21 protein-coding genes and 1 tRNA gene are annotated in these 24,483 nt (G+C 70.8%); 11 read left to right on the top strand and 11 right to left on the bottom strand.

The window, feature by feature from the left end; all coding sequences use genetic code 11:
• Positions 1 to 79 precede the first annotated feature (79 nt).
• Genes K377_RS25770 through K377_RS25780 form a run of 3 tightly spaced genes read left to right on the top strand, consistent with a single transcriptional unit; the run spans position 80 to position 3,466 of the window.
• The gene (locus K377_RS25770) at positions 80 to 1,558 is read left to right on the top strand and encodes an aromatic amino acid ammonia-lyase (RefSeq protein ID WP_111665898.1); all 1,479 of its coding nucleotides are present in this window, start codon (positions 80 to 82) and stop codon (positions 1,556 to 1,558) included.
• A 35-nt stretch (positions 1,559 to 1,593) separates the two neighbouring features.
• Positions 1,594 to 2,538: a hypothetical protein gene (locus K377_RS25775; RefSeq protein WP_146614758.1), complete on the top strand. Its 945-nt coding sequence runs from the start codon at positions 1,594 to 1,596 to the stop codon at positions 2,536 to 2,538.
• A gap of 55 nt (positions 2,539 to 2,593) precedes the next feature.
• Positions 2,594 to 3,466, top strand: a complete 873-nt coding sequence (locus K377_RS25780; protein ID WP_111665900.1) for a MurR/RpiR family transcriptional regulator — start codon at positions 2,594 to 2,596, stop codon at positions 3,464 to 3,466.
• 537 nt (positions 3,467 to 4,003) lie between these two features.
• Here the strand turns inward: K377_RS25780 and K377_RS25785 are convergent.
• A complete protein-coding gene (locus tag K377_RS25785) occupies positions 4,004 to 5,395 on the bottom strand; it encodes a cystathionine beta-synthase (protein WP_111665901.1) in 1,392 nt (463 codons plus the stop codon).
• A 201-nt stretch (positions 5,396 to 5,596) separates the two neighbouring features.
• On the opposite strand from K377_RS25785, the gene K377_RS25790 reads away from it, so the two are divergent.
• The 3 genes from K377_RS25790 to K377_RS25800 all read left to right on the top strand — a co-directional run bounded on the left by K377_RS25790 (position 5,597) and on the right by K377_RS25800 (position 9,055).
• Positions 5,597 to 6,613 carry an SGNH/GDSL hydrolase family protein gene (locus K377_RS25790; RefSeq protein WP_111665902.1) on the top strand — a complete coding sequence of 339 codons (1,017 nt, stop codon included), beginning with the start codon at positions 5,597 to 5,599 and terminating at the stop codon, positions 6,611 to 6,613.
• A gap of 137 nt (positions 6,614 to 6,750) precedes the next feature.
• Positions 6,751 to 7,971 (top strand): acetyl-CoA C-acetyltransferase, encoded by a 1,221-nt coding sequence (locus K377_RS25795; protein ID WP_111665903.1) that lies wholly within the window; start codon positions 6,751 to 6,753, stop codon positions 7,969 to 7,971.
• A gap of 277 nt (positions 7,972 to 8,248) precedes the next feature.
• On the top strand, positions 8,249 to 9,055 hold the full coding sequence (locus K377_RS25800) for a hypothetical protein (RefSeq protein WP_111665904.1): 807 nt from the start codon (positions 8,249 to 8,251) through the stop codon (positions 9,053 to 9,055).
• 598 nt (positions 9,056 to 9,653) lie between these two features.
• On the opposite strand, the gene K377_RS25810 is transcribed toward K377_RS25800, so the two are convergent.
• On the bottom strand, positions 9,654 to 9,968 hold the full coding sequence (locus K377_RS25810; protein WP_111665906.1) for a hypothetical protein: 315 nt from the start codon (positions 9,966 to 9,968) through the stop codon (positions 9,654 to 9,656).
• A gap of 87 nt (positions 9,969 to 10,055) precedes the next feature.
• On the opposite strand from K377_RS25810, the gene K377_RS25815 reads away from it, so the two are divergent.
• Positions 10,056 to 10,286 (top strand): DUF4287 domain-containing protein, encoded by a 231-nt coding sequence (locus K377_RS25815; protein WP_111665907.1) that lies wholly within the window; start codon positions 10,056 to 10,058, stop codon positions 10,284 to 10,286.
• Between the two features lie 81 nt (positions 10,287 to 10,367).
• Here K377_RS25815 and K377_RS25820 read toward each other — a convergent pair whose 3' ends face one another.
• From K377_RS25820 to K377_RS25830, 3 genes are all read right to left on the bottom strand, one after another.
• A complete protein-coding gene (locus K377_RS25820; protein WP_111665908.1) occupies positions 10,368 to 11,264 on the bottom strand; it encodes a Bax inhibitor-1/YccA family protein in 897 nt (298 codons plus the stop codon).
• Between the two features lie 136 nt (positions 11,265 to 11,400).
• Entirely contained in the window at positions 11,401 to 12,576 is a 1,176-nt protein-coding gene (locus tag K377_RS25825) for a 4-hydroxybenzoate 3-monooxygenase (protein WP_111665909.1), read from the bottom strand.
• Between the two features lie 241 nt (positions 12,577 to 12,817).
• A tRNA-Leu gene (locus K377_RS25830) sits at positions 12,818 to 12,900 on the bottom strand.
• Between the two features lie 418 nt (positions 12,901 to 13,318).
• Here K377_RS25830 and K377_RS25835 point away from each other — a divergent pair.
• A complete protein-coding gene (locus K377_RS25835; RefSeq protein WP_111665910.1) occupies positions 13,319 to 14,089 on the top strand; it encodes an ABC transporter ATP-binding protein in 771 nt (256 codons plus the stop codon).
• Between the two features lie 88 nt (positions 14,090 to 14,177).
• Positions 14,178 to 16,718 (top strand): ABC transporter permease, encoded by a 2,541-nt coding sequence (locus K377_RS25840; protein ID WP_111665911.1) that lies wholly within the window; start codon positions 14,178 to 14,180, stop codon positions 16,716 to 16,718.
• A gap of 99 nt (positions 16,719 to 16,817) precedes the next feature.
• Here K377_RS25840 and K377_RS25845 read toward each other — a convergent pair whose 3' ends face one another.
• Both K377_RS25845 and K377_RS25850 read right to left on the bottom strand, forming a co-directional pair.
• Entirely contained in the window at positions 16,818 to 18,122 is a 1,305-nt protein-coding gene (locus tag K377_RS25845) for a cyclopropane-fatty-acyl-phospholipid synthase family protein (RefSeq protein WP_111666048.1), read from the bottom strand.
• 243 nt (positions 18,123 to 18,365) lie between these two features.
• Positions 18,366 to 19,766 (bottom strand): NAD(P)/FAD-dependent oxidoreductase, encoded by a 1,401-nt coding sequence (locus tag K377_RS25850; protein WP_111665912.1) that lies wholly within the window; start codon positions 19,764 to 19,766, stop codon positions 18,366 to 18,368.
• Positions 19,767 to 20,295: 529 nt separating this feature from the next.
• On the opposite strand from K377_RS25850, the gene K377_RS25855 reads away from it, so the two are divergent.
• Together K377_RS25855 and K377_RS25860 are read left to right on the top strand one after the other, a co-directional pair.
• Positions 20,296 to 20,568, top strand: coding sequence for a type II toxin-antitoxin system Phd/YefM family antitoxin (locus K377_RS25855; protein WP_111665913.1), 273 nt, complete (start codon positions 20,296 to 20,298; stop codon positions 20,566 to 20,568).
• The gene (locus K377_RS25860; protein WP_111665914.1) at positions 20,565 to 20,834 is read left to right on the top strand and encodes a type II toxin-antitoxin system RelE/ParE family toxin; all 270 of its coding nucleotides are present in this window, start codon (positions 20,565 to 20,567) and stop codon (positions 20,832 to 20,834) included. Before K377_RS25855 ends, K377_RS25860 begins: the two co-directional genes overlap by 4 nt.
• A 44-nt stretch (positions 20,835 to 20,878) precedes the next feature.
• Here the strand turns inward: K377_RS25860 and K377_RS25865 are convergent, their stop codons facing one another.
• The 4 genes from K377_RS25865 to eno form a co-directional block, all read right to left on the bottom strand.
• Positions 20,879 to 21,823, bottom strand: coding sequence for a Ppx/GppA phosphatase family protein (locus K377_RS25865; RefSeq protein WP_111665915.1), 945 nt, complete (start codon positions 21,821 to 21,823; stop codon positions 20,879 to 20,881).
• Positions 21,820 to 22,353: a DUF501 domain-containing protein gene (locus tag K377_RS25870; protein ID WP_111665916.1), complete on the bottom strand. Its 534-nt coding sequence runs from the start codon at positions 22,351 to 22,353 to the stop codon at positions 21,820 to 21,822. Before K377_RS25870 ends, K377_RS25865 begins: the two co-directional genes overlap by 4 nt.
• A gap of 24 nt (positions 22,354 to 22,377) precedes the next feature.
• A complete protein-coding gene (locus K377_RS25875; protein ID WP_111665917.1) occupies positions 22,378 to 22,875 on the bottom strand; it encodes a septum formation initiator family protein in 498 nt (165 codons plus the stop codon).
• A 118-nt stretch (positions 22,876 to 22,993) separates the two neighbouring features.
• The gene (gene eno, locus K377_RS25880) at positions 22,994 to 24,274 is read right to left on the bottom strand and encodes a phosphopyruvate hydratase (protein WP_026245643.1); all 1,281 of its coding nucleotides are present in this window, start codon (positions 24,272 to 24,274) and stop codon (positions 22,994 to 22,996) included.
• Between the last annotated feature and the right edge of the window lie 209 nt (positions 24,275 to 24,483).

The following is a 24,483-nucleotide window of genomic DNA, read 5'->3' on the forward strand; positions in this document are numbered from 1 at the left end:
CTGGTAAATCGCCGCCGGATCACCCCGGATCGACCGAACTGTGAGACGCGCACGCCCGCTTGAGAAGGAAAAGCCCGCTATGTCCGCAAAGCCCTCTCCTGCCGCCCGCCCGGTCGTCGTCCTCGACGGCCACGGCCTGCCCGTCGCGGACGTCGTCCGCCTCGCACACTCCGAAGCCCGCCCCGTGCCCGGCACCGACGCGATGAAACGGGTCGAGGAGTCCTGGAACGCGGCCCGCGAGATCGCCGCGTGGGGTCGCGTCTACGGCCGCTCGACCGGCGTCGGCGCCAACCGCAGCGAGGACGTGCCCACCGAGGCCGCTGCCGACCACGGCCTGCGCCTGCTGCGCAGTCACGCGGGCGCCATCGGCGACGAGCTGCCCGAACGCGAGGTGCGGGCGATGCTCGCGGTCCGCGCGAACCAGCTGCTCGCAGGCGGCGCCGGGCTGCGCCCCACCGTCGTCACGGCGCTCTGCGAGGCCCTGACGAACGGCGCGCACCCCTCGGTCAACGAACACGGCTCGGTCGGCACCGGCGACATCGCCCCGCTCGCCCAGATGGGCCTGGCACTCGCGGGCGAACACCCCTGGCGCGGCAAGGGCACCCCGCCCGAGGCGCAGCCCCTCGACAACAACGACGCCCTGGCGCTGATCTCCTCCAACGCCCTCACCCTCGGCCAGGCCGCGCTCGCCCTGCACGAACTGCGCGACCTGCTCACCGCGACGCAGCTGGTGGCGGCGATGAGCCTGATGGCGGTCGACGGCTCCTACGAGGCGTACGCGCTGCCGGTGCACGAGGCCCGCCACCACAGGGGCAGTTACGCGGTCGCGGAGAGCATGCGGGCGATCCTCGGCGCCGACGAGCGCCCCACCCCGCCGCTCGGCCGCATCCAGGACCCGTACGGCTTCCGCTGCGTGCCGCAGATCCACGGCCCGGCGCACGACGCGGCCGACGCCCTCGAAGACGTGCTCATGGTCGAGATCAACGCGGCGGCGGAGAACCCGCTGATCTCCCCCGAGGACATGGCGGCGTACCACCACGGCGGCTTCTACATGGCCCAGCTCGCCCTCGCCCTGGACCATTTCAGGCTGGCGATGACCCAGGTGGCCCGCCTCTCGACGTCCCGCCTCTCCACCTTGAACGAGCCGAACTTCACCCGCCTGCGCCCCTTCCTCGCGGACGGCGAGGCGGCGGCGTCGGGCGTGATGATCCTGGAGTACGCGGCCGGCGGCGCCCTCGCCGACCTCCGCGCCTTCGCCGCCCCCGCCTCGCTGGGCCACGCCGTCCTCTCCCGGGGCGTCGAGGAACAGGCCAGCTTCGCCTCCCTGGCGGCCCGCCAGACCCTGCGCCTGTGCGCGGCCTACCGCCAGGTGGTCGGCTGCGAACTCGTCGCGACGGTAAGGGCGTTGCGCCTCCGCGATCTCCGCCTCGACCCGGACCTCCCGGTGGGCCGCGCCTTCGCCCTGGCGGACGCGGAACTGGACCCGGAGATGGCGGACCGGCCGCTGACGGTGGATGTCGCGCGGGCGGCGGCGATGCTGGAACGGTTGGTGGAGTAGCCAACTATTCTGTCGCCCTGGCGAACGGGGGGACGATGCACACAGAAGCACGGACAGAGGCGGATCCGGCGAGCGTCGGTCCGGCGGCACAGCACGGACCGACGGACGACGCGTTGCGGGCCTACCGGATCCGCTGCGCGAGCCTGGCGGTGCCGGGCGCGTTCATGCTGCTGCTCGCGACCCTCTTGCAGCTCACCCACCCCGTGATGGGCTTCTGGTACGGGGGCGTGACACTGTCCGCGAGCGCGCTGGTCTCCTGGCGCAACTGTCGCAAGATCGCTCGGACCCTGGAGACCCATTCCTGGACCCGGTGCCAGGCGATGGTGCGGCCGCCGCGCCGGGCCCCGATCGTCGTCCTGCGGGATCCGTCGGCGGACACGCTCACTGTCCTGAGGTGCGGGTTCGTCAACCAGACCGCGCCGAAAGCCGACGGCCCCCTGTGGTGGTCCGGCACTCCTCAGGGCGGCGGTGTCCTGTCCACGCCCGGCGGCTCCGCGCTCACCTGGGCCTTCCCGGCAGGACAGCACGCGCGTCGCCGCCGCCCCGTCTTCCGCTGGATCGCGCTCCTCGGCGTCCTCATGTGCGCTCTGGGCTTCGCCGGATACCTGTCCTCGAAGCACGACCCGATGGTGGAACTGACCGTCGTCGACGACTCGACGGCGCCCGGCCCGTGCACGGTGAGCTACGAGGATCCGTTCACCGGCGATCGCCACCGGGGCGCCTTCGTGTGCCGGGGGCACCGCTTCGCCCCCATCGAAGACACGGAGTTCGGCTGGGTCGTCGCGCACGGCCCGTGGCGGGGCGACCTCTACAACGCCGACAGAGAGGGCACTCCGGACTACAAAGCGAGCGGCCTGTGCTTCCTGGGCGGCGCGTTCGTGACGCTCATCGGCGTCATGGGCGGCGCGGTCTCCCGGTACCGCCGCCGCGCCTCCCGCACCTCCGCACACACCCTGGCGCCACCCCCACCCCTTGAATAAGCTCATGCACGACGCAATCCCCGTGAATGGAGCGGCGGGGACCGGACGGGGAGCCATGAGCGAAGACACCGAACAGACCACCGGCACCACGGTCGGCGGCCAGAGCCCCGCCACCCGCCTCCAGCACCTCTTCGAGGGGCACCGGCTCACGCCCACCCAGCGGCGCATCGCGCACTGCATGGTGCGGCGGGCGGCCGATGTGCCGTTTCTGTCGTCCGTCGAGCTCGCCGAGCTGGCGGGGGTCAGCCAGCCGTCGGTGACCCGGTTCGCCGTCGCGCTGGGCTTCGACGGGTATCCGGCGCTGCGCAAGCACCTGCGTGAGGTGGCACCGGCCGCGCCGGCCGGTGCCACCTCCGCCAACGAGTACCAGCAGGCGGTCGAGGCCGAGATCGCCAATCTCCGGCACCTCGCCGACCTGCTCGCCGACCCGGCGCCCGTCGAGCGGGCCGGACGGCTCCTCGCCGCCTCCCGGCCGCTGCTCGTCCTCGGGCTGCGCGCGGCGGCCTCGCAGGCGTACGGGTTCTCGTACTTCGCGGCCAAGGTCCACCCGGACGTCCGGCTGCTCGACGAGGGCGGCACGATGCTCGCCGACCGGATCGACGCGGCGGTCAGGGCGGGTGCCACGGCGCTGCTCTGCTTCGCGCTCCCCCGGCATCCCCGCGAGGTCGTCGACGCGCTCGCCTACGCGCAGTCGGCGGGGCTCACCGTGGTCACCGTCGCCGACTCGGCGTTCGCCCCGGTCGCCCGGCACAGCGACCTGCTGCTGCCGGCCGCGGTCGGCACCGGGCTCGCCTTCGACACGGCGTGCGCGCCGATGCTGCTGGGCCGGGTCCTGCTGGAGGCCATGTGCGACGGCCTCCCCCAGGCCCAGGCCCGCCTGGAGGAGTTCGACGCACGGGCCCAGGACAGGGGTTTGTTCGTGGAGTAGCCACACGCCCCCGGCCGCACGTCTCGCGGTGGCCGGTCGCGCAGTTCCCCGCGCCCCTGAGGCATGCGCTGACGCGCAGCCTCCCCTGAGGCTGCGCTCCGCGCGCCTCCCGATGAGGCAGCGGCGGCGTGCCTCTCTGATGAGATGGCGCACGAAGTGCGCATCTCAGGGGCGCGGGGAACTGCGCGACCAGCCACGACGGCGGCGCACCCGAAAAACCACCCAGGGCGCGGGAGGCGTCGGAAAGAGTTGCGCGGGGACCGCCGCACCCCCGTGTGACGGGGGGCGGGACGACGGCGGTCCCCGCGAGGGACGCGCACAGCCCGGTCAGGGCCTGACTGCCACGTCCAGGGCGTCCATGGAGGTCCGGGAGCCGCTCCGGAGGTCCTGACGCCGCTACGGTGCCGGGTGGGGCGGGGAGCCGCTCCCGCCCCTTCCGACATCCACCAATGTGCCGGACCCGTGTTAAGCGGGTGCTGCGGGCACGTGACACGCTCGTACCGTTTTCGCGAACCCCCGCGGCGGACCCCGACGGACCTACTTGGCGGCGTCCTTGGCCAGGAACGCCAGCAGGTCCTGACGGCTCACGACACCGGTCGGCTTGCCCTCGACCAGCACGATCGCCGCGTCCGCCCTGCCGAGCACACTCATCAGATCCGCCACCGGCTCCCCGGAACCGACCTGCGGCAGCGGCGCCGACATGTGCTTCTCCAGCGCGTCCCCGAGCGAGGCCCGCCCGGTGAACAGCGCGTCGAGCAGTTCCCGCTCCACGACCGACCCGATGACCTCGGCGGCCATCACGTCCGGGTGCCCGGCGCCCGGCTTCACGATCGGCATCTGCGAGACGCCGTACTCGCGCAGTACGTCGATCGCCTGACCGACCGTCTCCTCGGGGTGCATGTGCACGAGTTCGGGCAGGGCGCCGCCGATCTTGTCCCGCATGACGTCGCCGACGCGCGCGCTCGGCCCGGAGTCCTCCAGGAACCCGTAGTCCGCCATCCACTCGTCGTTGAAGATCTTGCTGAGGTAGCCGCGGCCGCTGTCCGGCAGCAGCACCACCACGACGTCGTCGGGCCCGAGCCGCTCCGCGACGCGCAGCGCGGCCACGACCGCCATCCCGCAGGAACCGCCGACCAGCAGCCCCTCCTCCTTGGCGAGCCTGCGCGTCATCTGGAAGGAGTCCTTGTCGGACACCGGCACGATCTCGTCGGCGACGTCACGGTCGTACGCCGTCGGCCAGAAGTCCTCGCCGACGCCCTCGACCAGGTACGGCCGCCCGGAGCCCCCGGAGTAGACCGAACCCTCGGGGTCCGCGCCGATGACCTGGACCCGGCCCTCGCTCGCGTCCTTCAGATAGCGGCCCGTCCCGGAGATGGTGCCGCCGGTGCCGACGCCCGCCACGAAATGGGTGATCCTGCCGTCCGTCTGCTCCCACAGCTCGGGGCCGGTCGAGTGGTAGTGGGAGAGCGGATTGTTCGGGTTCGAGTACTGGTCGGGCTTCCAGGCGCCCGGCGTCTCGCGTACGAGGCGGTCGGAGACGTTGTAGTACGAGTCCGGGTGCTCGGGGTCCACCGCCGTGGGGCAGACCACCACCTCGGCGCCGTACGCGCGCAGCACGTTGATCTTGTCGGTGCTCACCTTGTCGGGGCACACGAAGATGCACTTGTACCCCTTCTGCTGGGCCACGATGGCCAGTCCGACACCGGTGTTTCCGCTGGTCGGTTCGACGATCGTGCCGCCCGGCTTCAGCTCCCCGCTCTGCTCGGCCGCCTCGATCATGCGCAGCGCGATGCGGTCCTTCACGGAACCGCCGGGGTTGAAGTACTCGACCTTGGCCAGAACGGTCGCCTGGAGGCCTTCGGTCACCTTGTTGAGCCTCAGCAGCGGGGTGTTGCCGACGAGGCTGATCATCGAGTCGTGGATCTGCACGTTCTACTCCGGGTCTGCCGGTGGATGTCCTGCTGGATGTCCAGTTGCGGGATGCCGCCAGAGTATGGCGCGCACCGGGCCTTCATCTCCCCTTGCGATTGGCCGACGGTGATTACGGGGCAAGGAGTTCATGGAGCCGCAAAAAAGAGTCCCATCACAGGCGCATCACAGTCGCATCGCAGAGGCAGGTGGCCGCGGAACATGTCGAGCAGGGCGAGGGTGGCACGGCGGATCGCCGCGGGAGCGGCGTACGGGGGCGGCGGGATCGGGCTTCTCGGGGCCGCCGCGGTGGGGGTGGTGGTCGCGGAGGTGCAGATGGCGCGGCGCCAGGTGGGCAACCACGGCCCCGAACCGGTCCATGTGCCGTCCGCCGACGGGCTGTACGGCAGGGTCTACGAGACCGTGGGCAGCGCTCCGCTGCGGTTCGCGGTGCTCGGCGACTCCACGGCCGCCGGGCAGGGCGTGCACCGGGCCCGGCAGACGCCGGGGGCGCTGCTCGCCTCCGGGCTCGCGGCGGTGGCGGAGCGCGCGGTGGAGCTGCGCAACGTGGCGCTGCCCGGCGCCCAGTCCGACGACCTCGACCGGCAGGTCGCCCTGGTCCTCGCCGATCCGGGCTGGCTGCCCGACGTCTGCGTGATCATGATCGGCGCGAACGACGTGACCCACCGGATTCCGGCGACCAAGTCGGTACGCCATCTGTCGGCCGCCGTACGACGGCTGCGCACGGCCGGGGCCGAGGTGGTCGTCGGGACCTGTCCCGACCTGGGCTCGGTGGAGCCGGTGCAGCAGCCGCTGCGCTGGATCGCCCGGCGGGCCTCGCGGCAGCTCGCCGCCGCGCAGACCATCGGGACCGTGGAGCAGGGCGGGCGCACGGTGTCGCTCGGCGATCTGCTGGGTCCTGAGTTCTCGGCGAACCCCCGCGAGCTGTTCGGTCCCGACAATTTCCATCCGTCCGCCGAGGGGTATGCGACGGCGGCGATGGCGATGCTGCCGACGCTGTGCGCCTCGCTCGGGCTGTGGCCGGAGGAGGAGCGGCCCGACGTGGCCCGTGAGGAGGGGTTCCTGCCGGTGGCCCGTGCTGCCGCGCGGGCCGCCGCCGAGGGGGGCACCGAGGTCACGGGCGCCATGCCCACGGGCCCGCGCGGCCCCTGGGCCCTCCTCAAGCGCCGCCGGCGCCGCCGCGTCCCCACCCAGGACCCGGCGCCGGTCACCCCGTAGGGAAGAAAGCCTGGCTGAGCAAGCGCTTAGAAAAATGCGGCCGGAGTCACATGCCCAGGCCAGTGACCCGCGCCATACGTCCGGGTAACTTCCCACACGGTCCCACCTGAAAAGGTCAACGAACTCCTGGAGCCGTGATGCCCGAAGCAGTGATCGTCTCAGCCGCCCGTTCCCCGATCGGCCGTGCCTTCAAGGGCTCGCTCAAGGATCTGCGCGCCGACGACCTGACCGCCACGATCATCCAGGCGGCCCTCGCCAAGGTCCCCGAGCTCGACCCGCACGACATCGACGACCTGATGCTCGGCTGCGGCCTCCCCGGCGGCGAGCAGGGCAACAACCTCGGCCGCATCGTCGCCGTCCAGATGGGCATGGACCACCTGCCGGGCTGCACCGTCACCCGGTACTGCTCCAGCTCCCTGCAGACGACCCGCATGGCGCTGCACGCGATCAAGGCGGGCGAGGGCGACGTCTTCATCTCGGCCGGCGTGGAGATGGTGTCGCGGTTCGCGAAGGGCAACTCCGACTCGCTCCCCGACACCCGTAACCCCTTCTTCGCCGAGGCGGAGGCCCGCACGGCGGCCGTCGCCCAGCAGGAGGGCACGTCCTGGCACGACCCGCGCGAGGACGGCCTGGTCCCGGACGCGTACATCGCCATGGGCCAGACCGCCGAGAACCTGGCGCGCCTGAAGGGCGTCACCCGCGAGGACATGGACCGCTTCGGCGTCCGCTCGCAGAACCGCGCCGAGGAAGCCATCAAGAACGGCTTCTGGGAGCGGGAGATCACCCCGGTGACCACCCCCGACGGCACGGTCGTGTCGAAGGACGACGGCCCGCGCGCCGGCGTCACCCTGGAGGGCGTCTCGGGCCTCAAGCCCGTCTTCCGCCCCGACGGCCTGGTCACGGCGGGCAACTGCTGCCCGCTCAACGACGGCGCCGCCGCCCTCGTGATCATGTCCGACACCAAGGCCCGCGAGCTCGGCCTGACCCCGCTCGCCCGCGTGGTGTCGACCGGCGTCTCCGGCCTGTCCCCCGAGATCATGGGTCTCGGCCCGGTGGAGGCGTCCAAGCGCGCCCTGAAGCTGGCCGGCCTGTCCGTCTCGGACATCGACCTGTTCGAGATCAACGAGGCGTTCGCCGCCCAGGTCATCCCGTCCGCCCGCGACCTGGGCATCGACGAGGACAAGCTGAACGTGAACGGTGGCGCCATCGCCGTCGGCCACCCCTTCGGCATGACCGGCGCCCGCATCACCGGCACGCTGATCAACAGCCTTCAGTTCCACGACAAGCAGTTCGGCCTGGAGACCATGTGCGTCGGCGGTGGCCAGGGCATGGCGATGGTCATCGAGCGCCTGAGCTGACCCCGTACCGGTCGCGTACGGACCGGTTCCGGGCCGAACCTGACCGGAATCCGTCTATCCAATCGTGATCCAAATTCCCCCATGATGTGATCTGCATCATGGGGGAAACGGATTTTCGCAGGTCAGGTCGGTACCCAGGCCATATAGGGGCTAAACGCCCGGCCAAAAGACCTGTCCAATTCGTGACGTAATGCACTGACAGCGGGTTCGTCCAGGCTTCAAGCTGATGTAGGAAGTCGGGGGTCGACTTGAAACCGGGAGTACGTCAGTGAGCGCCATGCCTGCCACCCTCAGTGTCCTGCTGCTCGCCTCGGCCGCTGCCACGGCCGTCGGCGCCGTCTCTCTGCACCATGTGCGGGGTCTGCGCCGGCAGCTGGCGGATCTGAGAGACGAGCTGGCCCGGGGCCGCGCCACCGCCGCGCACACGGCCACCGTTCCGGCGGCCCGCACCACCAGCGACACCGAGGCGATACGCGCCGCGGTCGCCGACGCGCTCGCCGAGGAGCGGGAGCGGGAGCTGGCCGAGGCGCGGGCGTTCTGGGCGGCGCAGGAGGCGCGGGACACCTCCGATCTGCCGCCGTTCCTCGCGGGCGGCACGCTGGGCGAGGAGTTCTTCATGCCCCGGCAGGCGGACTTCGCGGGCCTCGAGCCCGTCGCCGAGCCGGTCCTCGAGCCTCTGCTGGAGACCGAGGACGAGTTCGCCGGGGACTCCCCCGAGCTGGCCGCCGCGCGGCGTCGGCACCCCTCACACCCGGACTTCGTGCCGGTGCAGTCGCCGGTCGTCAGCGATCACGAGCGGACGGTGGCCTGTCTGGAGGAGCTGGCGCAGGCGCGCACGGCTCTCGCCGATGTCCGGCCCGGCCCGCTCGGCACGCTCGATGTGTACGTCTTCGCCGACGGGACGACGCTGTGCATGACCCCGGGGCACCGGGAGACCGCCGAGCGGCTCGCCGACGCCCTCCGCGCCGGGGACACCCCGGTCCTCCTCGGCGGCTCCGGAGTCTCGGGCGCCTACGCCCTGACCTTCGAGTGCGGCCCCGACTCGATCTACATCCTGGCCGACCGAGTCATAGCCTCCGCGTAACCGCATCCGCGGGGGACCCGGCCATACGGTTCCCCGCGCCCCTGGGTCGTCTTCCGGGTGCGCCACCGTCGTGGCCGCTCGCGCAGTTCCCCGCGCCCCTGGGCTGTACGTCGGCTGACGGCCGGTGAGGCTTCTCGCGCAGTTCCCCGCGCCCCTGGGTTGTACGTCGGCTGACGGCCGGTGAGGCTTCTCGCGCAGTTCCCCGCGCCCCTGGGTTGTACGTCGGCTGACGGCCGGTGGCCGCTTCTCGCGCAGTTCCCCGCGCCCCTGAGGCAGGCGCTGCGCGCCGCCTCCCCTTGAGGCTGCGCTCCGCGCGCCTCCCGATGAGGGCAGCGGTGGCGCGCCTCTCCCGATAGGGCAGCGGTGGCGCGCCTCTCCTGGTAGGGCGGCGGGCGGTGGCGCGCCTCTCCGATGAGATGCCGCACGAAGTGCGCATCTCAGGGGCGCGGGGAACTGCGCGACCAGCCACAACGGCGGCGCACCCGAAAAACCACCCAGGGGCGCGGGGAACTGCGCGACCAGCCACGACGGCGGCGCACCCAGAAAACCACCCAGGGGCGCGAGAAGCGCCGCCGGCCGGCGCCCGGCGACGAAACGTCTAGACCCCGGCCCGCTTCATCGCCGACTCCACCATCTCGACAGCCCGTACGAGATCATCGGCATCGCGCAGAGCCACCCCGAGATCCCGCCCCGCAACGGTGAGTTGATCAGCGGCGGCGAACATCCCGGCATCCGGCATCTCCCGCACCGCCTCCACCCCCGGCGACTCCAGCCTCTGAGCCCACCCGGACATCTCCCGGGCCACATCGAGAGCCGCCGCGGCAGCCCCCCGCTGCAACCGGCTCTGCGGCGCGGCCCGCAGCCGGTCCGCGAACTGATCCACCGCGGCAGTCAATGGCGTCGTATCAAGCACTCGGCGACTGTAGCTGTTTACAAGGCCCCGTCGCTCAGGCACGGTGACGTGAAGACCCGGCAACATCGAAGCGTTCCGGAGGCGCCGATGTCCCAAGTCTTCTCCGAGGAGACCCACCGCAATCTGCTCGCCCGCATCCCCCATTGCACCGGTCGTGAAATCGCCGACTGGCTGCGCACCGTAGAAGAAGGCCCGTGCTTCCTCCGTTTCGAGGAGAAGGTCAGCTGGCTGCGCGGGGAGCACGACCTCGCGTACGGCCACGCCAAGGCGATCGTCCACGAGTACGACCTGAGGCGCGCGGCCCGGCGGTTCGGATAGCCGCCACCACTCCCCGTACCGAGATGGCGAAGGGCCCGCGCACCGAGGTGCGCGGGCCCTTCGACTGCGGTCGGGCGACGACTAGTCGTTGCCCTGGAGGATCGCGATGAGCCGCAGGAACTCCATGTAGATCCAGACCAGGGTCATGGTCAGGCCGAACGCGGCCAGCCACGCCTCTTCCTTCGGGGCGCCGTACGCGATGCCGTCCTCGACCTGCTTGAAGTCCAGGGCCAGGAAGCACGCGCCGAGCAGCACGCCGATGATGCCGAACAGGATGCCGAGGCCACCGCTGCGGAAGCCGAGGCCGTCGCCGCCGCCGAAGACCGCGAACAGCAGGTTCACGGCCATGAGCAGGACGAAGCCCATCGCCGCGGCCATCACGAAGCCGTAGAAGCGGCGGTTGACGCGGATCCAGCCCGCCTTGTAGGCCACGAGGACCGCGACGAACACGGCCATCGTGCCGAGCACGGCCTGCATGGCCGCGCCGCTGGCGATGTAGTTGTCGACGATGCTCGACAGGACGCCGAGGAAGACGCCTTCAAGGGCGGCGTACGCCAGGATGATCGGCGGGGACGCCTTGCGCTTGAACGCCTGGACGAAGCCGAGCACCATCGCGATCAGTCCGGAGACGATGGCGATGCCGTACGACTTGCCGATGTTCGCCTCGTCGACCGGCAGCAGCGCCCAGGCGAGCGCGGCGGTGACGACCAGGAGGCCGAGCGTGGTCGCGGTACGCATGACGACGTCGTCCATCGTCATGCGGCCGGTGGTGGCCGGCGCCTGCGGTGCGCCGTACTGGACGTCCTGCTGGGCGTACGGGTTCTGCGCGTACGGGTTGCCCGCGGGGGCCTGCGCGTACGGGTTACCTTCGGCCGTGCCGACAGCGGGGCCCCCGGCCTGCGGCTGCGCGTTGAACTGCGCGTAGCCGTTGTCGCGGCTGAACCCCCGTCGCGAGAAGACCGGGTTGCTGCTCCTCATTTCACTCCTCCGTGGCCACCGAGTATGGCCTTGCCATCAAGAGTAATGGTCTGGCAAAGATACGACCCTAGTGCTCAAGTAGGATCTTTCCCATCCTGTTACGGAGGAACGTCACGGGACCCCAGGGTGTTCCGCCTCACAGCGGGAAGCCCGTGTACGCCTCCGCGAGGTCCGTCTCGGCCGAGCGTGCCCTGGTCAGGCGGTCGAGGGCGGCGAGCTGGATCTTGTCGTCGAAGGCGGTGGCGTCGGGTGCGCGGTGCAGCATCGTCGTCATCGCACCGCTGAACCGCTCGGCCTGCCAGACCCGCCGCAGGCAGGTCCCGGAGTAGCCGTCGAGTGGCCGGGAGTCGCCCTTGTCGCGCCGGGCGAGCAGCGCGCGGGCGAAGGTGACGACGTCGCCGACGGCGAGGTTGAGGCCCTTGGCGCCGGTCGGCGGGACGATGTGCGCGGCGTCCCCGGCGAGGAAGAGCCGGCCGTGCCGCATCGGTTCGTGCACGTACGACCGCATGGGTGTCACGGACTTCGAGGTGACGGGTCCGCGAGCGAGGCGCCAGGCCGGGTCGTCGACCTCCAGGCGGCGGTCGAGCTCGTCCCAGATCTCCTCGTCGGACCAGTCGGCGGCGTCCGTGTCTGCGGGGACCTGGAGGTAGGCGCGGGTCACCGTGGGCGAGCGCATGCTCAGCAGCGCGAAGCCGCGCTCGCCGCGGGCGTAGACCAGTTCGTCGTGGGACGGGGCGACGTCGGCGAGGATGCCGAGCCAGCCGAACGGGTACGTGCGTTCGTACGTGCGCGAGAGCGCGGCCGGGACCGCCTTCCTGGCCACCCCCCAGAAGCCGTCGCAGCCGACCACGTAGTCGCATTCGAGGACGTCCTCGCGGCCCTCGTGCCGGAACCGGACGCGCGGCCGGTCGGTCTCCGCGCCCTCCACCGCCAGCGCCTCCGCCTCGAACAGCAGGGGGCCGCCGTCGGCGAGCTGCGCGGCTATGAGGTCCTTGCAGACCTCGGTCTGGGCGTAGACCATCACCTGCCGTCCGCCGGTCAGGGCCGGGAAGTCGACGCGGTGGCGGCGCCGGTCGAAGCGCAGCTCGATGCCGTCGTGCGGCAGCCCCTCGCGGTCCATGCGGGCGCCGACACCGGCCTCGCGCAGCACGTCGACGGTGCCCTGCTCCAGGATTCCGGCGCGCTGGCGCTGTTCCACGTAACGGCGGTCGCGGCTCTCCAGGACGACGGACTCGATCCCGGCGTTGTGCAGCAGCCTGGCCAGGAGCAGTCCTGCCGGTCCCGCTCCGACGATGCCGACGGTGGTGCGCATACGGATCCCTCTCGCCTCGCCTCTTTGCGTGCGCCCGCGCCCTGCCGATGGTGTTCGCGTGGCGAACTTTCGTTCATAGCGGGTTGCCGTGGATCATGCGCCCGCGCGCGTGTGAGTGTCAATGGTCCGGGCACACGGGGAAGCGGGCCGCGCGGGACGGCGGGGCCGGGAGGAGAGCGACGACGGCATGTGACGGCAGGCCGGGCGACCTGCGGAAGGGCCGCGGCGCATGCGCCGGAGGTGCCCGGAACCGGACTTGAACCGGTACGCCCGCGAGGGGCAGCGAGGTTTAAGCTCGCCGTGTCTGCATTCCACCATCCGGGCAGGCTGAGCGGCTCCGCGTCGACCTTCCGAGCCTATCCGGCGGCATCCCCCGAACAGCGGAACAACAGCCCGATGTTGTCTTATTTTATTGACGTCTGAGGGTGCATCAGCCCATGACAGCGGCTATCCGCACATGCCGGGGGCCCTTCCACGCGCGCGTGCCCCCACTCGGTGATTGACGGAATTTCACCTCCGCCCCACGTGCGGTAGCCCAGGTTCCGCTCAGCGCGGCGCCCGGCCGGCGCTCTCAGGGTCCCGTGTCATACCTGGGGATGACTCCGGCGCTCCCGGTCCACCGGAAGTCGCCCCCGCGAACGGGAACTGCGGCTGACTTCAGCGGCGCGATCGGCACGGACGATGGAATCAGTCCCCGATCGCCTTCCCGATCGTCCTTCCCGACCGACAGGAGCACCCACCCGTGACCACCACCCCGCTCGCAGGCCGGACCACCACGGCGGCCGCCCGCGCCACGGATCTCTCCAAGATCTACGGACAGGGCGAGACCCAGGTGGTCGCGCTCGACCGGGTCTCCGTCGAGTTCCGGCAGGCCGAGTTCACCGCGATCATGGGCCCGTCCGGCTCCGGCAAGTCGACGCTGATGCACTGCGTCGCGGGCCTGGACACCTTCTCCTCCGGCTCGGTCCGCATCGGTGAGACCGAGCTCGGCACGCTCAAGGACAAGCAGCTCACCAAGCTCCGCCGGGACAAGATCGGCTTCATCTTCCAGGCGTTCAACCTGCTGCCGACGCTGACTGCCCTGGAGAACATCACGCTCCCCATGGACATCGCGGGCCGCAAGCCCGACAAGCAGTGGCTGGAGAACGTGATCCAGATGGTGGGCCTCTCCGGCCGCCTCGGCCACCGCCCCTCGGAGCTCTCCGGCGGCCAGCAGCAGCGCGTCGCGGTCGCCCGCGCGCTCGCCTCCCAGCCCGAGATCATCTTCGGCGACGAGCCCACCGGAAACCTGGACTCGCGCTCCGGCGCCGAGGTCCTCGGCTTCCTGCGCAACTCCGTGCGCGAGCTGGGGCAGACGGTCGTCATGGTCACCCACGACCCGGTCGCCGCCGCCTACGCGGACCGCGTGATCTTCCTCGCCGACGGCCGGATCGTCGACGAGATGTACCAGCCGACGGCGGACACGGTCCTGGACCGCATGAAGCGCTTCGACACCAAGGGCCGCACGAGCTAGCCGGCCCCGGCCGCGGCATCGACGCACCCCGCGGCCCCCGACGAACCGGCTTGATGTGTCCCCACCGAACCCTGGACTGAGCTGACCCATGTTCAAAACAGCCCTGCGCAACGTGTTCGCGCACAAGGCCCGCCTGATGATGACGGTCCTCGCCGTCATGCTCGGCGTCGCCTTCGTCAGCGGCACCCTCGTCTTCACCAACACCATCTCCTCCGCCCTGGAGAAGTCCTCCGCCAAGGGCTTCGACCACGTCGACGTCGCCCTCACCCCCGGCTCCACCGAGGCCGAGGGCGACAAGGTCAGCAAGGAGGTGAAGCTGACCGACGCCACCCTGAAGAAGGCGCGGAGCGTGCCGGGCGCCGCCTCGGCGACCGGCGTCGTCAGCGGCTACACGGCCGTCGCCGACCAGGACGGCAAGCTCGTGGGCAACGGCTTCTCCACCAAGGGCGGCAACTACGCCGGCACCGCCGGCAAGCCCGACGACCGCTACCCGCTGGCGCAGGGCTCCGCCCCGCACGGGAAGAACCAGGTCGCCCTCGACTCCGAGACCGCCAAGCGCGCCGGGTACAAGGTCGGCGACCAGGTCCGGATGTCCGTCGACGGCCCCGTGCTCACGCCGACCCTGACCGGCATCTTCACCACCGACGACGGCAACGTGGCGGCCGGCGGCTCGCTCGCCCTGTTCGACACGGCGACGGCGCAGCAGCTCTTCCACAAGCCGGGCGCGTACGACGAGATCGACGTCAAGGCTGCGGCCGGCACCAACCAGGACCAGCTGAAGACCCAGCTCGACCGGGCGATCGGCACCACGGCCGTGGACTCCGAGACCGGTCAGCAGCTCGCCGACGACCAGGCGGAGTCGATCGCCTCGTCGATGAGCTCCATGAAGACGATGCTGCTGGTCTTCGCCGGGATCGCGCTCTTCGTCGGCATCTTCCTCATCGCCAACACCTTCACGATGCTGGTCGCCCAGCGCACCAAGGAACTGGCCCTGATGCGCGCGGTCGGCGCCTCGCGCCGCCAGGTGACCCGGTCCGTGCTCCTGGAGGCGTTCGTCGTGGGCGCCGTCGCCGCCGTCACCGGCCTCGCGGTCGGCATCGGCATCGGCGCCGGGATGCGCGCGCTGATGAACGGCACCGGCGCGGTCATCCCCGACGGCCCGCTGGTGATCTCGCCCAGCACCGTGGTCTCCGCGCTCGTCGTCGGCGTCCTCATCACCATGCTGGCCGCCTGGCTGCCGGGCCGCCGCGCCGCGAAGATCCCGCCGGTCGCCGCGATGAACTCGGTGCACGCCGCCCCGACCACCAAGTCGATGGTGCTGCGCAACACGCTCGGCGCCCTGGTCTCCGCCGCCGGTGTCGCGGCCGTGCTCGCCGCGACGACGATGAGCGGCGACTCCGGCCAGGCCCCCATGGGCCTCGGCGCCGCCCTGCTCGTCATCGGTGTCTTCATCCTGACGCCGCTGCTGTCCCGCCCGCTGATCGCCGCAGCGGCCCCGCTGCTGCGCGTCTTCGGCATCTCCGGCAAGCTGGCCCGCCTCAACTCGGTCCGCAACCCGCGCCGCACCGCCGCCACCGCCTCGGCCCTGATGATCGGCCTGACCCTGATCACCGGCCTGACGGTGATCGCGGGCAGCGTCCAGGGCGCGATCAACAAGATGGCCGCCGACGCCATCAAGGCGGACTACGTCGTCTCGATGGCGAACGGCAACGCGCTCTCCCCCGACGTCCTGAAGACCCTGGACGGCACGGACGGCGTCACCGCCAGCACCGGCCTGACCAACTCGCCCTCCCGTGTCGACGGCAAGACCGAGTTCCTGACCGGGGTCAACGGCAGGACGATCCGGCAGCTCGCCGCGCTCGACATGAACAGCGGCCGGTTCACCGTCGGCGGCTCGGACATCGTGGTCGACGACAAGACCGCGAAGGAGTACGGCTGGAAGACCGGCTCGTCCTTCACCACGACCTACGAGGACGGCAAGAAGCAGCGGCTGACCGTCGCGGGCGTCTACCAGCACAACGAGATGATGCAGGGCGTCCTGATCGACTCGGCGACCCTCACCCCGCACGTCGACGGCACCGCCACCGACATGCAGGTCATGGTGAAGATGTCCGGCGGCGCCACCGAGGCCAACCAGGACAGGCTCACCAAGGCCCTCGGCGAGAACCCGGCGATCCAGGTCCAGGACAAGCAGGACATCTCCAACCAGATCGCTCAGATCTTCACGCTGATGCTGAACATGCTCTACGGCCTGCTCGCCATGGCGGTCATCGTCGCCGTCCTCGGCGTCATCAACACCCTCGCCATGTCGGTCTTCGAGCGTCAGCAGGAGATCGGGATGCTCCGCGCGATCGGCATCGACCGCAAGGGCATCAAGCGCATGGTCCGCCTGGAGTCCCTGGTGATCTCCCTGTTCGGCGGCGTCCTCGGCATCGGGCTCGGCGTGTTCTTCGGCTGGGCGGCCGGTCAGCTGATCGGCAACGCGATGTCGACGTACGAACTGATCCTGCCCTGGGGCCGGATGGGCGTCTTCCTCGCCCTGGCCGCCGTGGTCGGCATCCTGGCGGCCCTGTGGCCGGCCCGCCGCGCGGCCCGGCTGAACATGCTCGCCGCGATCAAGGCCGAGTAGCGGAGGTCCCGCACACGCGGAGGGGGCGCCCGGTGGTTCACCGGGCGCCCCCTCGGCGTACGTACACGTGCAAACGCCGTGCAGGTCGTACGGGCTTTCCTACGGGTTCCAGGTCCGGGCCCGCAGCGGCATCCCCGACGCCCCGGCCGGCGGGGTCCTCACGGCGAGGATCTGGTTGACGCCGATCCGGTTGCGCTCGAAGCTCAGGGCCGACGCGGCCATGTACAGCCGCCAGATCCTGGCCCGGCCGGGGCTGACCAGCTTCAGCGCCTCGGCCCAGCGGGCCTCCAGGTTCCGCACCCACTGGCGCAGGGTGAGGGCGTAGTGCTCCCGGATCGCCTCGACGTCCCGCACCTCGAACCCGGCCCGCTCCAGGAGCCCGGCCGTGGTGCCGACGGGCGCGAGCTCCCCGTCGGGGAAGACGTACGCGTCGATGAACTCGTCGACCTCGTAGGCCGACTCGTCGCGCTGCGGACGGCGCGCGATCTGGTGGTTGAGCAGCCGCCCGCCGGGGGCCAGCAGGGCGTACAGGTCCTGCGCGTACTCCAGGTACCGGTCGGCGCCGACGTGCTCGGCCATGCCGATGGAGGAGATCGCGTCGTACGGGCCGTCGCGCACGTCGCGGTAGTCCTGGACGCGGATCTCGACGCGGTCGGTGAGCCCCTCGTCGGCGACGCGCTTGCGGGCGAACGCGGCCTGTTCCTGCGAGAGGGTGACGCCGACGACGCTCACCCCGTGCTCACGGGCGGCATGGACGGCCATGGAGCCCCAGCCGCAGCCGACGTCGAGCAGCCGCATCCCGGGCCTCAGGCCGAGCTTGCGGGAGATCAGCTCCAGCTTGTCGCGCTGGGCGGATTCGAGCGTGGCGTCCGGCGACTCCCAGTAGGCGCAGGAGTAGACCATGGACGGCCCGAGGACCAGCTCGTAGAAGTCGTTGCCCACGTCGTAGTGGTGGCTGATGGCCTGCTTGTCGCTGCCCTTGGTGTGCAGATGGAGGCGGCCCTTGCGGCGCATCTCCTCGGCGGGCGGCGCGGGCGGCGGGTACGGCCCCGCCAGCTTCACCAGCTCGCGCACCCCGGCCCGGACGGACGGGTCCTTCAGGGCCTCGGCGAGGCTCCTGCGCGGAGCCTCGTCGTCGTGCTCCCAGATGAGGCCCGCCATCGCGTCCAGGGCCTCGTACAGGTCGCCCTCGACGTCCAGTTCACCGGCCACCCAGGCGCGGGCCAGGCCGAGTTCGCCCGGCTTCCAGAGCAGGCGGCGCAGGGCACGCCGGTGGCGGACCACAAGGGCGGGGGCGTCCGGGGGGCCGGCCTCGGAGCCGTCCCAGGCGCGCAGGCGCACGGGAAGTTCAGTGCCGAGCAGCTGCTCGGCGAGGTTCTTCAGCCGCTGTGCGGCGTCCTGCATGGCGCACACCTCCGTGTCGTCGGAGATACCGGAGCGCCCCGAGAACGGGGCCCGGTCCAACAGCAGGTAAACACCAACCGCCCGGCTCCGCAGTCCCGTTACCGGGTTACGGATGGGCAAAATACATGTAGCCACCATGTAATTTGTCCGATTGCGCCACTCACGGGAGAGCACGGCAACGCCGAAGGGACCGCCTGCACCACGGATGGCAGGCGGCCCCTTCGGGCTGTGAACGGTGTACTGCTACGAGGCCTTGGCCTCGGCCTTCTTCTCCTCCGCCTTCGGCGCCTCGGCGGCGGCAGGCTTCGGTGCCGGCTTGGCGGCCTCGTAGAACTCCTCGCGCGGAGTCTCCAGGGCGCCCAGCGCGGTGATGTCGCGCTTCTGGAACATGTTGATCGTCCACTCGGCGATCACACGGACCTTGCGGTTGTACGTCGGCATGGCGAGCCCGTGGTAGCCACGGTGCATGTACCAGGCGAGACGGCCCTTGAGCTTGATCTTCATCTTGCCCATGACGATCATCGCGACGCCCTTGTGCAGGCCCAGACCGGCGACCGCACCCTTGTTGGCGTGCTTGTACTCGCCCTGCGGGAAGCCCCGCATGCCCGAGACCACGTTGTCCGCGAGGACCTTGGCCTGGCGCATGGCGTGCTGCGCGTTCGGCGGGCACCAGGCGTTCTCGTTGCCCGCGGCGCGGCCGACGAGGTCCGGGACCTGGGCGTTGTCGCCCGCGGCCCAGATGTAGTCGGTGCCCTGCACCTGGAGGGTGGCGGCGGTGTCCACGTGGCCGCGCGGGCCGAGCGGGAGACCGAAGCGGGCGAGCGCCGGGTTCGGCTTCACGCCGGCGGTCCACACGATGGTGTTGGCGTCGACCTCCAGGCCGTTGCTCAGCACCACGTGACCGTCGACGCAGGACGGCATCGTCGTCTTCAGGTAGACCTCGATACCGCGCGACTCAAGGTGCTTGCGGCCGTAGGTGCCGAGGTCGGGACCGACCTCCGGGAGCACCTTGTCGGCGGCGTCGACGAGCACGAAGCGCATGTCCTCGCGCTTCACGTTCTTGTAGAACTTGGCCGCGTCGCGCGCCAGGTCCTCGACCTCACCGATCGTCTCGGCGCCCGCGAAGCCACCGCCGACGAAGACGAAGGTGAGCGCCTTGCGGCGGATCTCCTCGTCCGTGGTCGACTCGGCCTTGTCGAGCTGCTCGAGCACGTGGTTGCGCAGGCCGATGGCCTCCTCGACACCCTTCATACCGATGCCGACCTCGGCGAGGCCCGGCGTCGGGAAGGTGCGGGAGACCGCGCCGAGCGCGATCACCAGGTAGTCGAAGGGCACCTCGTACGCCTCGCCGACGAGCGGGGCGACCGTGGCGACCTTGCGGTCCTGGTCGATGGTGGTGACGCGGCCGGTGAGAATCTCGGCTCCCGGCACAGCGCGTCGCAGCGGGACGACGACGTTGCGCGGCGAGATGCTGCCGGCGGCGGTCTCGGGGAGGAAGGGCTGGTACGTCATGTACGAGCGCGGGTCCACGACCGTGACGGTCGCTTCCGCGTAACGCATCTTCTTGAGGATGCGACGCGCTGCGTACAGGCCTACGTACCCACCCCCGACAATGAGGATCCTGGGACGCTCCGTGGTGCTCATGCCATCGAGTATCCACCCGAGTGGAGGGGGGTGCTCGTGCGCCCCTTCACAAGGTTCCCCAACCCCTCTGCTACACTTCGCCGCCCACGTGACCCATGTCATGGTGCGCCGGGGGAACCGCACGGCTCCGCCAGTCGTTGCACACCCCTCTTGAGCAGCGACAGCGGGCATTCGGCGGCACTGGACCACCCCCGGATTTCATCCGCGCGTAACACCGGTGGAACCGCCCGGATCGTCTCCGGAAGCGTCCTTCGTACGCCCCGGACGGACCCAAGGGCCCGTAACGGCGTCCAACAGGGCCGAATTCCTTGTGAAGAACTTCACGAAGTTTCCCGACGGGGTGTCGCCGGAGGGTGTCGCGGGCCCCTTCCGGGGTGCTCAGACGCCGTGCGGGGCGCTCAGAAGTGGGCTTCTCGCGGCCCTTCGCTCCCGCCGATACCGCCACCGGGCGAGGCCGAACCCGAGGCCCGCAGCGCGGGTCGCATGCACGACACTTTCGCGTGTACACACAAACGCGTACACTTCCCGTATGACGGAAAGCAACGTGACAGTGCGGGAGGCCCGCGCGCACCTCGCGGACCACATCAATCGCGCCGAGCAGGGCACGCCCACGGTCATCACTCGCAATGGCGTACCGGTGGCCGCCGTGGTTCCGATCGCGGATTTCGACGCGCTGGAGGAAGCGGCCGATGTACTGCTCGCCCGGGAGGCGGAAGCGGTCCTCGCGGAGGGGGCCCCGACCGTGACCATGGCCGAGCTGCTGGCGGACCTGTTCACCGAGCGAACCGAAGGCGCCGCGTGAAGTACGCGTTCCGGTTCACCACAGCGGCGCAGCGGCAGCTCCGGGCCATCGACCGCCCTGCCGCCATGCGCATCCTCGCCGCCCTGACCGCGCTCGGCGACGATCCGTACCGCGAGGACGCCGACATCAAGAAGCTCACCGGCCCCTCAGGGCTCTATCGGCTCCGCGTCGGCACCTACCGGATCGCCTACCAGGTCGAGGACGGCGAACTCATCGTCCTCGTCGTCAAGGTCGGCGACCGACGCGACGTCCACCGCAACATCTGAGCAGCGGGCCCGGCGCCCGTAAGGCACCGGGCCCCGTCCGGGCGTCAGGCCACGGACCAGGCGATGCCGTCCAGGATGTCGTGCTCGCTGACGACGACCTCGCGGGCGCCGGTCCACTCCATGATCATCCGCAGCACCAGCGCACCGGAGGCGATCACGTCGACGCGGCCGGGGTGGATGACCGGCTTCAGGGCGCGCTGGTCGTGCGTGGAGGCCAGCAGCCAGTCCGTCAGCTCGGCGACCTTGTCGTAGGAGATCCGGGAGTGGTGGATCGCCGTCGAGTCGTAGGCGGTCAGGCCGAGGGCCAGGGCGGCCACCGTCGTCACCGAACCGGCCAGGCCCACCAGGGTGCGGGCCGAGCGGATCGGGACGGTCCGCGTGACCCGGTCGAGGGCCTCGGTGATGTCGGCGCGGATCGCCGCGAGCTGCTCGGCGGTGGGCGGGTCGGTGATCTGCCCGTCCTCGCCGACGAGGTGACGCTCGGTCATCCGGACGCAGCCGATGTCGACGGAGAGGGCCTTGTCCACGGTGTCGTCGCCGACGACGAACTCGGTGGAGCCGCCGCCGATGTCGACGACGAGGTACGGCGTGTCGAGGTCCTCGCGGCCGGTCAGTTCCCGCGTCGCACCCGTGAAGGAGAACGCGGCCTCCTGGTCACCGGTGATCACCTCGGGCTCCACGCCCAGGATGTCCAGAACACCGCGGACGAAGTCGTCGCGGTTCTCGGCGTCGCGGGAGGCCGAGGTCGCCACGAAGCGGATCCGCTCCGCGCCGTGCTCCTTGATGACGGCGGCGTACTCGCGGCAGGCGGCGAAGGTGCGCTGCAGCGCCTCCGGGGCGAGCCGGCCGGTGCGGTCGACGCCCTGGCCGAGCCGGACGATCGTCATCCGGCGGTCCAGGTCGACCAGCTCGCCCGTCTCCGGGTTCGCGTCCGCGACGAGGAGCCGGATCGAGTTCGTACCGCAGTCGATGGCCGCTACCCGGGTCATGCGTTCTCCTCCACGGCGCAGGCGCTCACGCACGGGCCCTTCTTCCACCACTCGGGCAGCATCGCAAGGGCCTCGTCGCCGAGTGGGTTGACACCCGGGCCCGCCGCCAGGGAGTGGCCGACCAGCACGTGCAGGCACTTCACGCGGTCCGGCATGCCGCCCGCGCTGGGGAAGCCCTCCAGGACCTCGATGGCGTCGCGGCGCGCGAGGTAGTCCTCGTGGGCCGCGCGGTACTTCGCCGCCAGGTCCTCGTCCGTCTTGAGGCGCTCCGTCATCTCCTTCATGACGCCGTTGGCCTCCAGCGTGCCGATGGCGGAGGCCGCGCGCGGGCACGTCAGGTAGTACGTCGTCGGGAACGGGGTGCCGTCCTCCAGGCGCGGGGCCGTCTCGACCACGTCCGGGTTGCCGCAGGGGCAGCGGTGCGCGATGGCCCGCAGGCCGCGCGGCGGACGGCCGAGCTGCTCCTTGAACGCGTGGATGTCGGCGTCCGTGGGCTCGGTGCGCTCGGTCTGGGGCGGGGGCGTTTCCATGACTTTTCCGGTGCGTCTTTCGTGTCAGTTGGCTGCCTGGTCGGCCTTGTCGACGCCGTCCCAGACGTTCGAGTACCAGGCGCGCTCGGCCGGGCTCTGGTCCGGGCGCCCGGTGGAGGTGGCGCGCGCGTCGGGCACCACGTAGCCGGTCTCGCCCGGCATCACCATGTGCAGGCGCTCCCGGATCCGCTGCTCGGCGTACGCGTCGTCCTGCCAGCGGGCCTTCTCGTCGCGGAGCCGGTCGACGCGGTCCTTGGCCTGCTGCTGCTGGCGCTGGAGGTCCGCGATCTCGCCGCGCTGGGAGACGTACTGCCTTATCGGGTAGGCGAGCGCGACGACGAGGGTGCAGACGACCAGGGCGAGCAGGGCCGCGCGGCCGGTCAGCCGGGAGCGGCGGGCCTGGCGCTTGGTCTGTGAACGGTAGACCCGCTCGGCGGTCTGTTCGCCGAGCAGGCGCAGACGGGTCGCCGTGGAGAAGCGGGCCGAGTCGTCACGGCCCCTGTCTCGGAGCTTTCCCGGCATGACTTCTCCGCCTCCCCGTCGCCTGGCTTCGTTCCTACGTGCGTACGTCCCCGCACACGGTACGGGACCGAGTGCGGGGACGTACGGAACTACTGCCTCAGCAGAGCTTCGGGGCTGGTCAGCCCTTGAAGCGGGGGAAGGCCGAACGGCCGGCGTAGACCGCCGCGTCGTCCAGGATCTCCTCGATGCGCAGGAGCTGGTTGTACTTGGCGACGCGCTCGGAGCGGGCCGGGGCGCCGGTCTTGATCTGGCCGCAGTTCGTGGCGACGGCGAGGTCCGCGATGGTCACGTCCTCGGTCTCGCCGGAGCGGTGCGACATCATGCACTTGAAGCCGTTGCGCTGGGCGAGCTCGACGGCGTCCAGGGTCTCGGTGAGCGAGCCGATCTGGTTGACCTTCACCAGGAGGGCGTTCGCCGAGTTCTCCTCGATGCCGCGGGCCAGGCGCTCCGGGTTGGTGACGAAGAGGTCGTCGCCGACGAGCTGGACCTTGTCGCCCAGCTTCTCGGTGATGACGTTCCAGCCGGCCCAGTCGTCCTCGTACAGCGGGTCCTCGATGGAGACGAGCGGGTACGCGGAGACGAGCTCCTCGTAGTACTCCGTCATCTCGGCGGCGGAGCGCTCCTTGCCCTCGAACTGGTACTTGCCGTCCTTGTAGAACTCGGAGGCGGCGACGTCCAGCGCGAGCGCGATCTGCTGGCCGGGGATGTAGCCGGCCTCCTTGATCGCTTCGAGGATGAGGTCGAGCGCGGCGCGGTTCGACTCCAGGTTCGGGGCGAAGCCGCCCTCGTCGCCGAGGCCGGTGGACAGGCCCTTGGTCTTCAGCACCTTCTTGAGGGTGTGGTAGACCTCGGCGCCCCAGCGAAGGGCCTCGGAGAAGGACTCCGCGCCGATCGGGGCGATCATGAACTCCTGGATGTCGACGTTGGAGTCGGCGTGCGACCCACCGTTGAGGATGTTCATCATCGGGACGGGCAGCAGGTGCGCGTTCGGGCCACCGAGGTAGCGGAACAGCGGCAGGTCGGACGCCTCGGAGGCGGCGTGCGCGACGGCGAGCGAGACGCCGAGGATGGCGTTGGCGCCCAGCGAGCCCTTGTTGTCCGTGGCGTCCAGGTCGAACATCGCCTGGTCGATCAGACGCTGCTCGGTGGCGTCGTAGCCGACGAGCTCCGGGCCGATCTGCTCGATGACGGCGAGAACGGCCTTCTCGACGCCCTTGCCGAGGTAACGGTTGGGGTCACCGTCACGGAGTTCGATGGCCTCGAAGGCACCGGTGGAGGCACCGGACGGAACAGCAGCACGACCCGTGCTGCCGTCGTCGAGGCCGACCTCGACCTCGACCGTGGGGTTGCCTCGGGAGTCCAGGATTTCCCGGGCTACGACGACGTCGATGGACGGCACGAGCATCTCCTTCTGGGATGTGACGCGGACGGTGCGGGGCCGGATTGTTCGGTCCCGACCCACTGAGCCTAACCGGCTCCGGGACATCGGCCATCCGACCGCCCGGCTCGTGGACAACGCCCAGAGCGAAATGTTTCTTAACGGAACAAAGACAGCAGCCCCCGCCCGCTGCATGGGGCGGGGGCTGCTCAGGTGAGCGGCCCACTGGG

The sequence above is a fragment of the Streptomyces sp. PsTaAH-137 genome (assembly GCF_003259365.1).
Lineage (GTDB): Bacteria > Actinomycetota > Actinomycetes > Streptomycetales > Streptomycetaceae > Streptomyces.

What these genes read in the sequence shown, in the direction of transcription:
- K377_RS25845 (WP_111666048.1), bottom strand. Translation starts at nt 18,122, where the DNA reads ATGCAGGACGCCGCACAGCGGCTGAAGAACCTCGCCGAGCAGCTGCTC.
- K377_RS25815 (WP_111665907.1), top strand. Translation starts at nt 10,056, where the DNA reads ATGTCCCAAGTCTTCTCCGAGGAGACCCACCGCAATCTGCTCGCCCGC.
- K377_RS25855 (WP_111665913.1), top strand. Translation starts at nt 20,296, where the DNA reads ATGACGGAAAGCAACGTGACAGTGCGGGAGGCCCGCGCGCACCTCGCG.
- K377_RS25775 (WP_146614758.1), top strand. Translation starts at nt 1,594, where the DNA reads ATGCACACAGAAGCACGGACAGAGGCGGATCCGGCGAGCGTCGGTCCG.
- K377_RS25770 (WP_111665898.1), top strand. Translation starts at nt 80, where the DNA reads ATGTCCGCAAAGCCCTCTCCTGCCGCCCGCCCGGTCGTCGTCCTCGAC.
- K377_RS25795 (WP_111665903.1), top strand. Translation starts at nt 6,751, where the DNA reads ATGCCCGAAGCAGTGATCGTCTCAGCCGCCCGTTCCCCGATCGGCCGT.
- K377_RS25850 (WP_111665912.1), bottom strand. Translation starts at nt 19,766, where the DNA reads ATGAGCACCACGGAGCGTCCCAGGATCCTCATTGTCGGGGGTGGGTAC.
- K377_RS25840 (WP_111665911.1), top strand. Translation starts at nt 14,178, where the DNA reads ATGTTCAAAACAGCCCTGCGCAACGTGTTCGCGCACAAGGCCCGCCTG.
- K377_RS25865 (WP_111665915.1), bottom strand. Translation starts at nt 21,823, where the DNA reads ATGACCCGGGTAGCGGCCATCGACTGCGGTACGAACTCGATCCGGCTC.
- K377_RS25820 (WP_111665908.1), bottom strand. Translation starts at nt 11,264, where the DNA reads ATGAGGAGCAGCAACCCGGTCTTCTCGCGACGGGGGTTCAGCCGCGAC.
- K377_RS25790 (WP_111665902.1), top strand. Translation starts at nt 5,597, where the DNA reads ATGTCGAGCAGGGCGAGGGTGGCACGGCGGATCGCCGCGGGAGCGGCG.
- K377_RS25870 (WP_111665916.1), bottom strand. Translation starts at nt 22,353, where the DNA reads ATGGAAACGCCCCCGCCCCAGACCGAGCGCACCGAGCCCACGGACGCC.
- K377_RS25875 (WP_111665917.1), bottom strand. Translation starts at nt 22,875, where the DNA reads ATGCCGGGAAAGCTCCGAGACAGGGGCCGTGACGACTCGGCCCGCTTC.
- K377_RS25800 (WP_111665904.1), top strand. Translation starts at nt 8,249, where the DNA reads ATGCCTGCCACCCTCAGTGTCCTGCTGCTCGCCTCGGCCGCTGCCACG.
- K377_RS25825 (WP_111665909.1), bottom strand. Translation starts at nt 12,576, where the DNA reads ATGCGCACCACCGTCGGCATCGTCGGAGCGGGACCGGCAGGACTGCTC.
- K377_RS25780 (WP_111665900.1), top strand. Translation starts at nt 2,594, where the DNA reads ATGAGCGAAGACACCGAACAGACCACCGGCACCACGGTCGGCGGCCAG.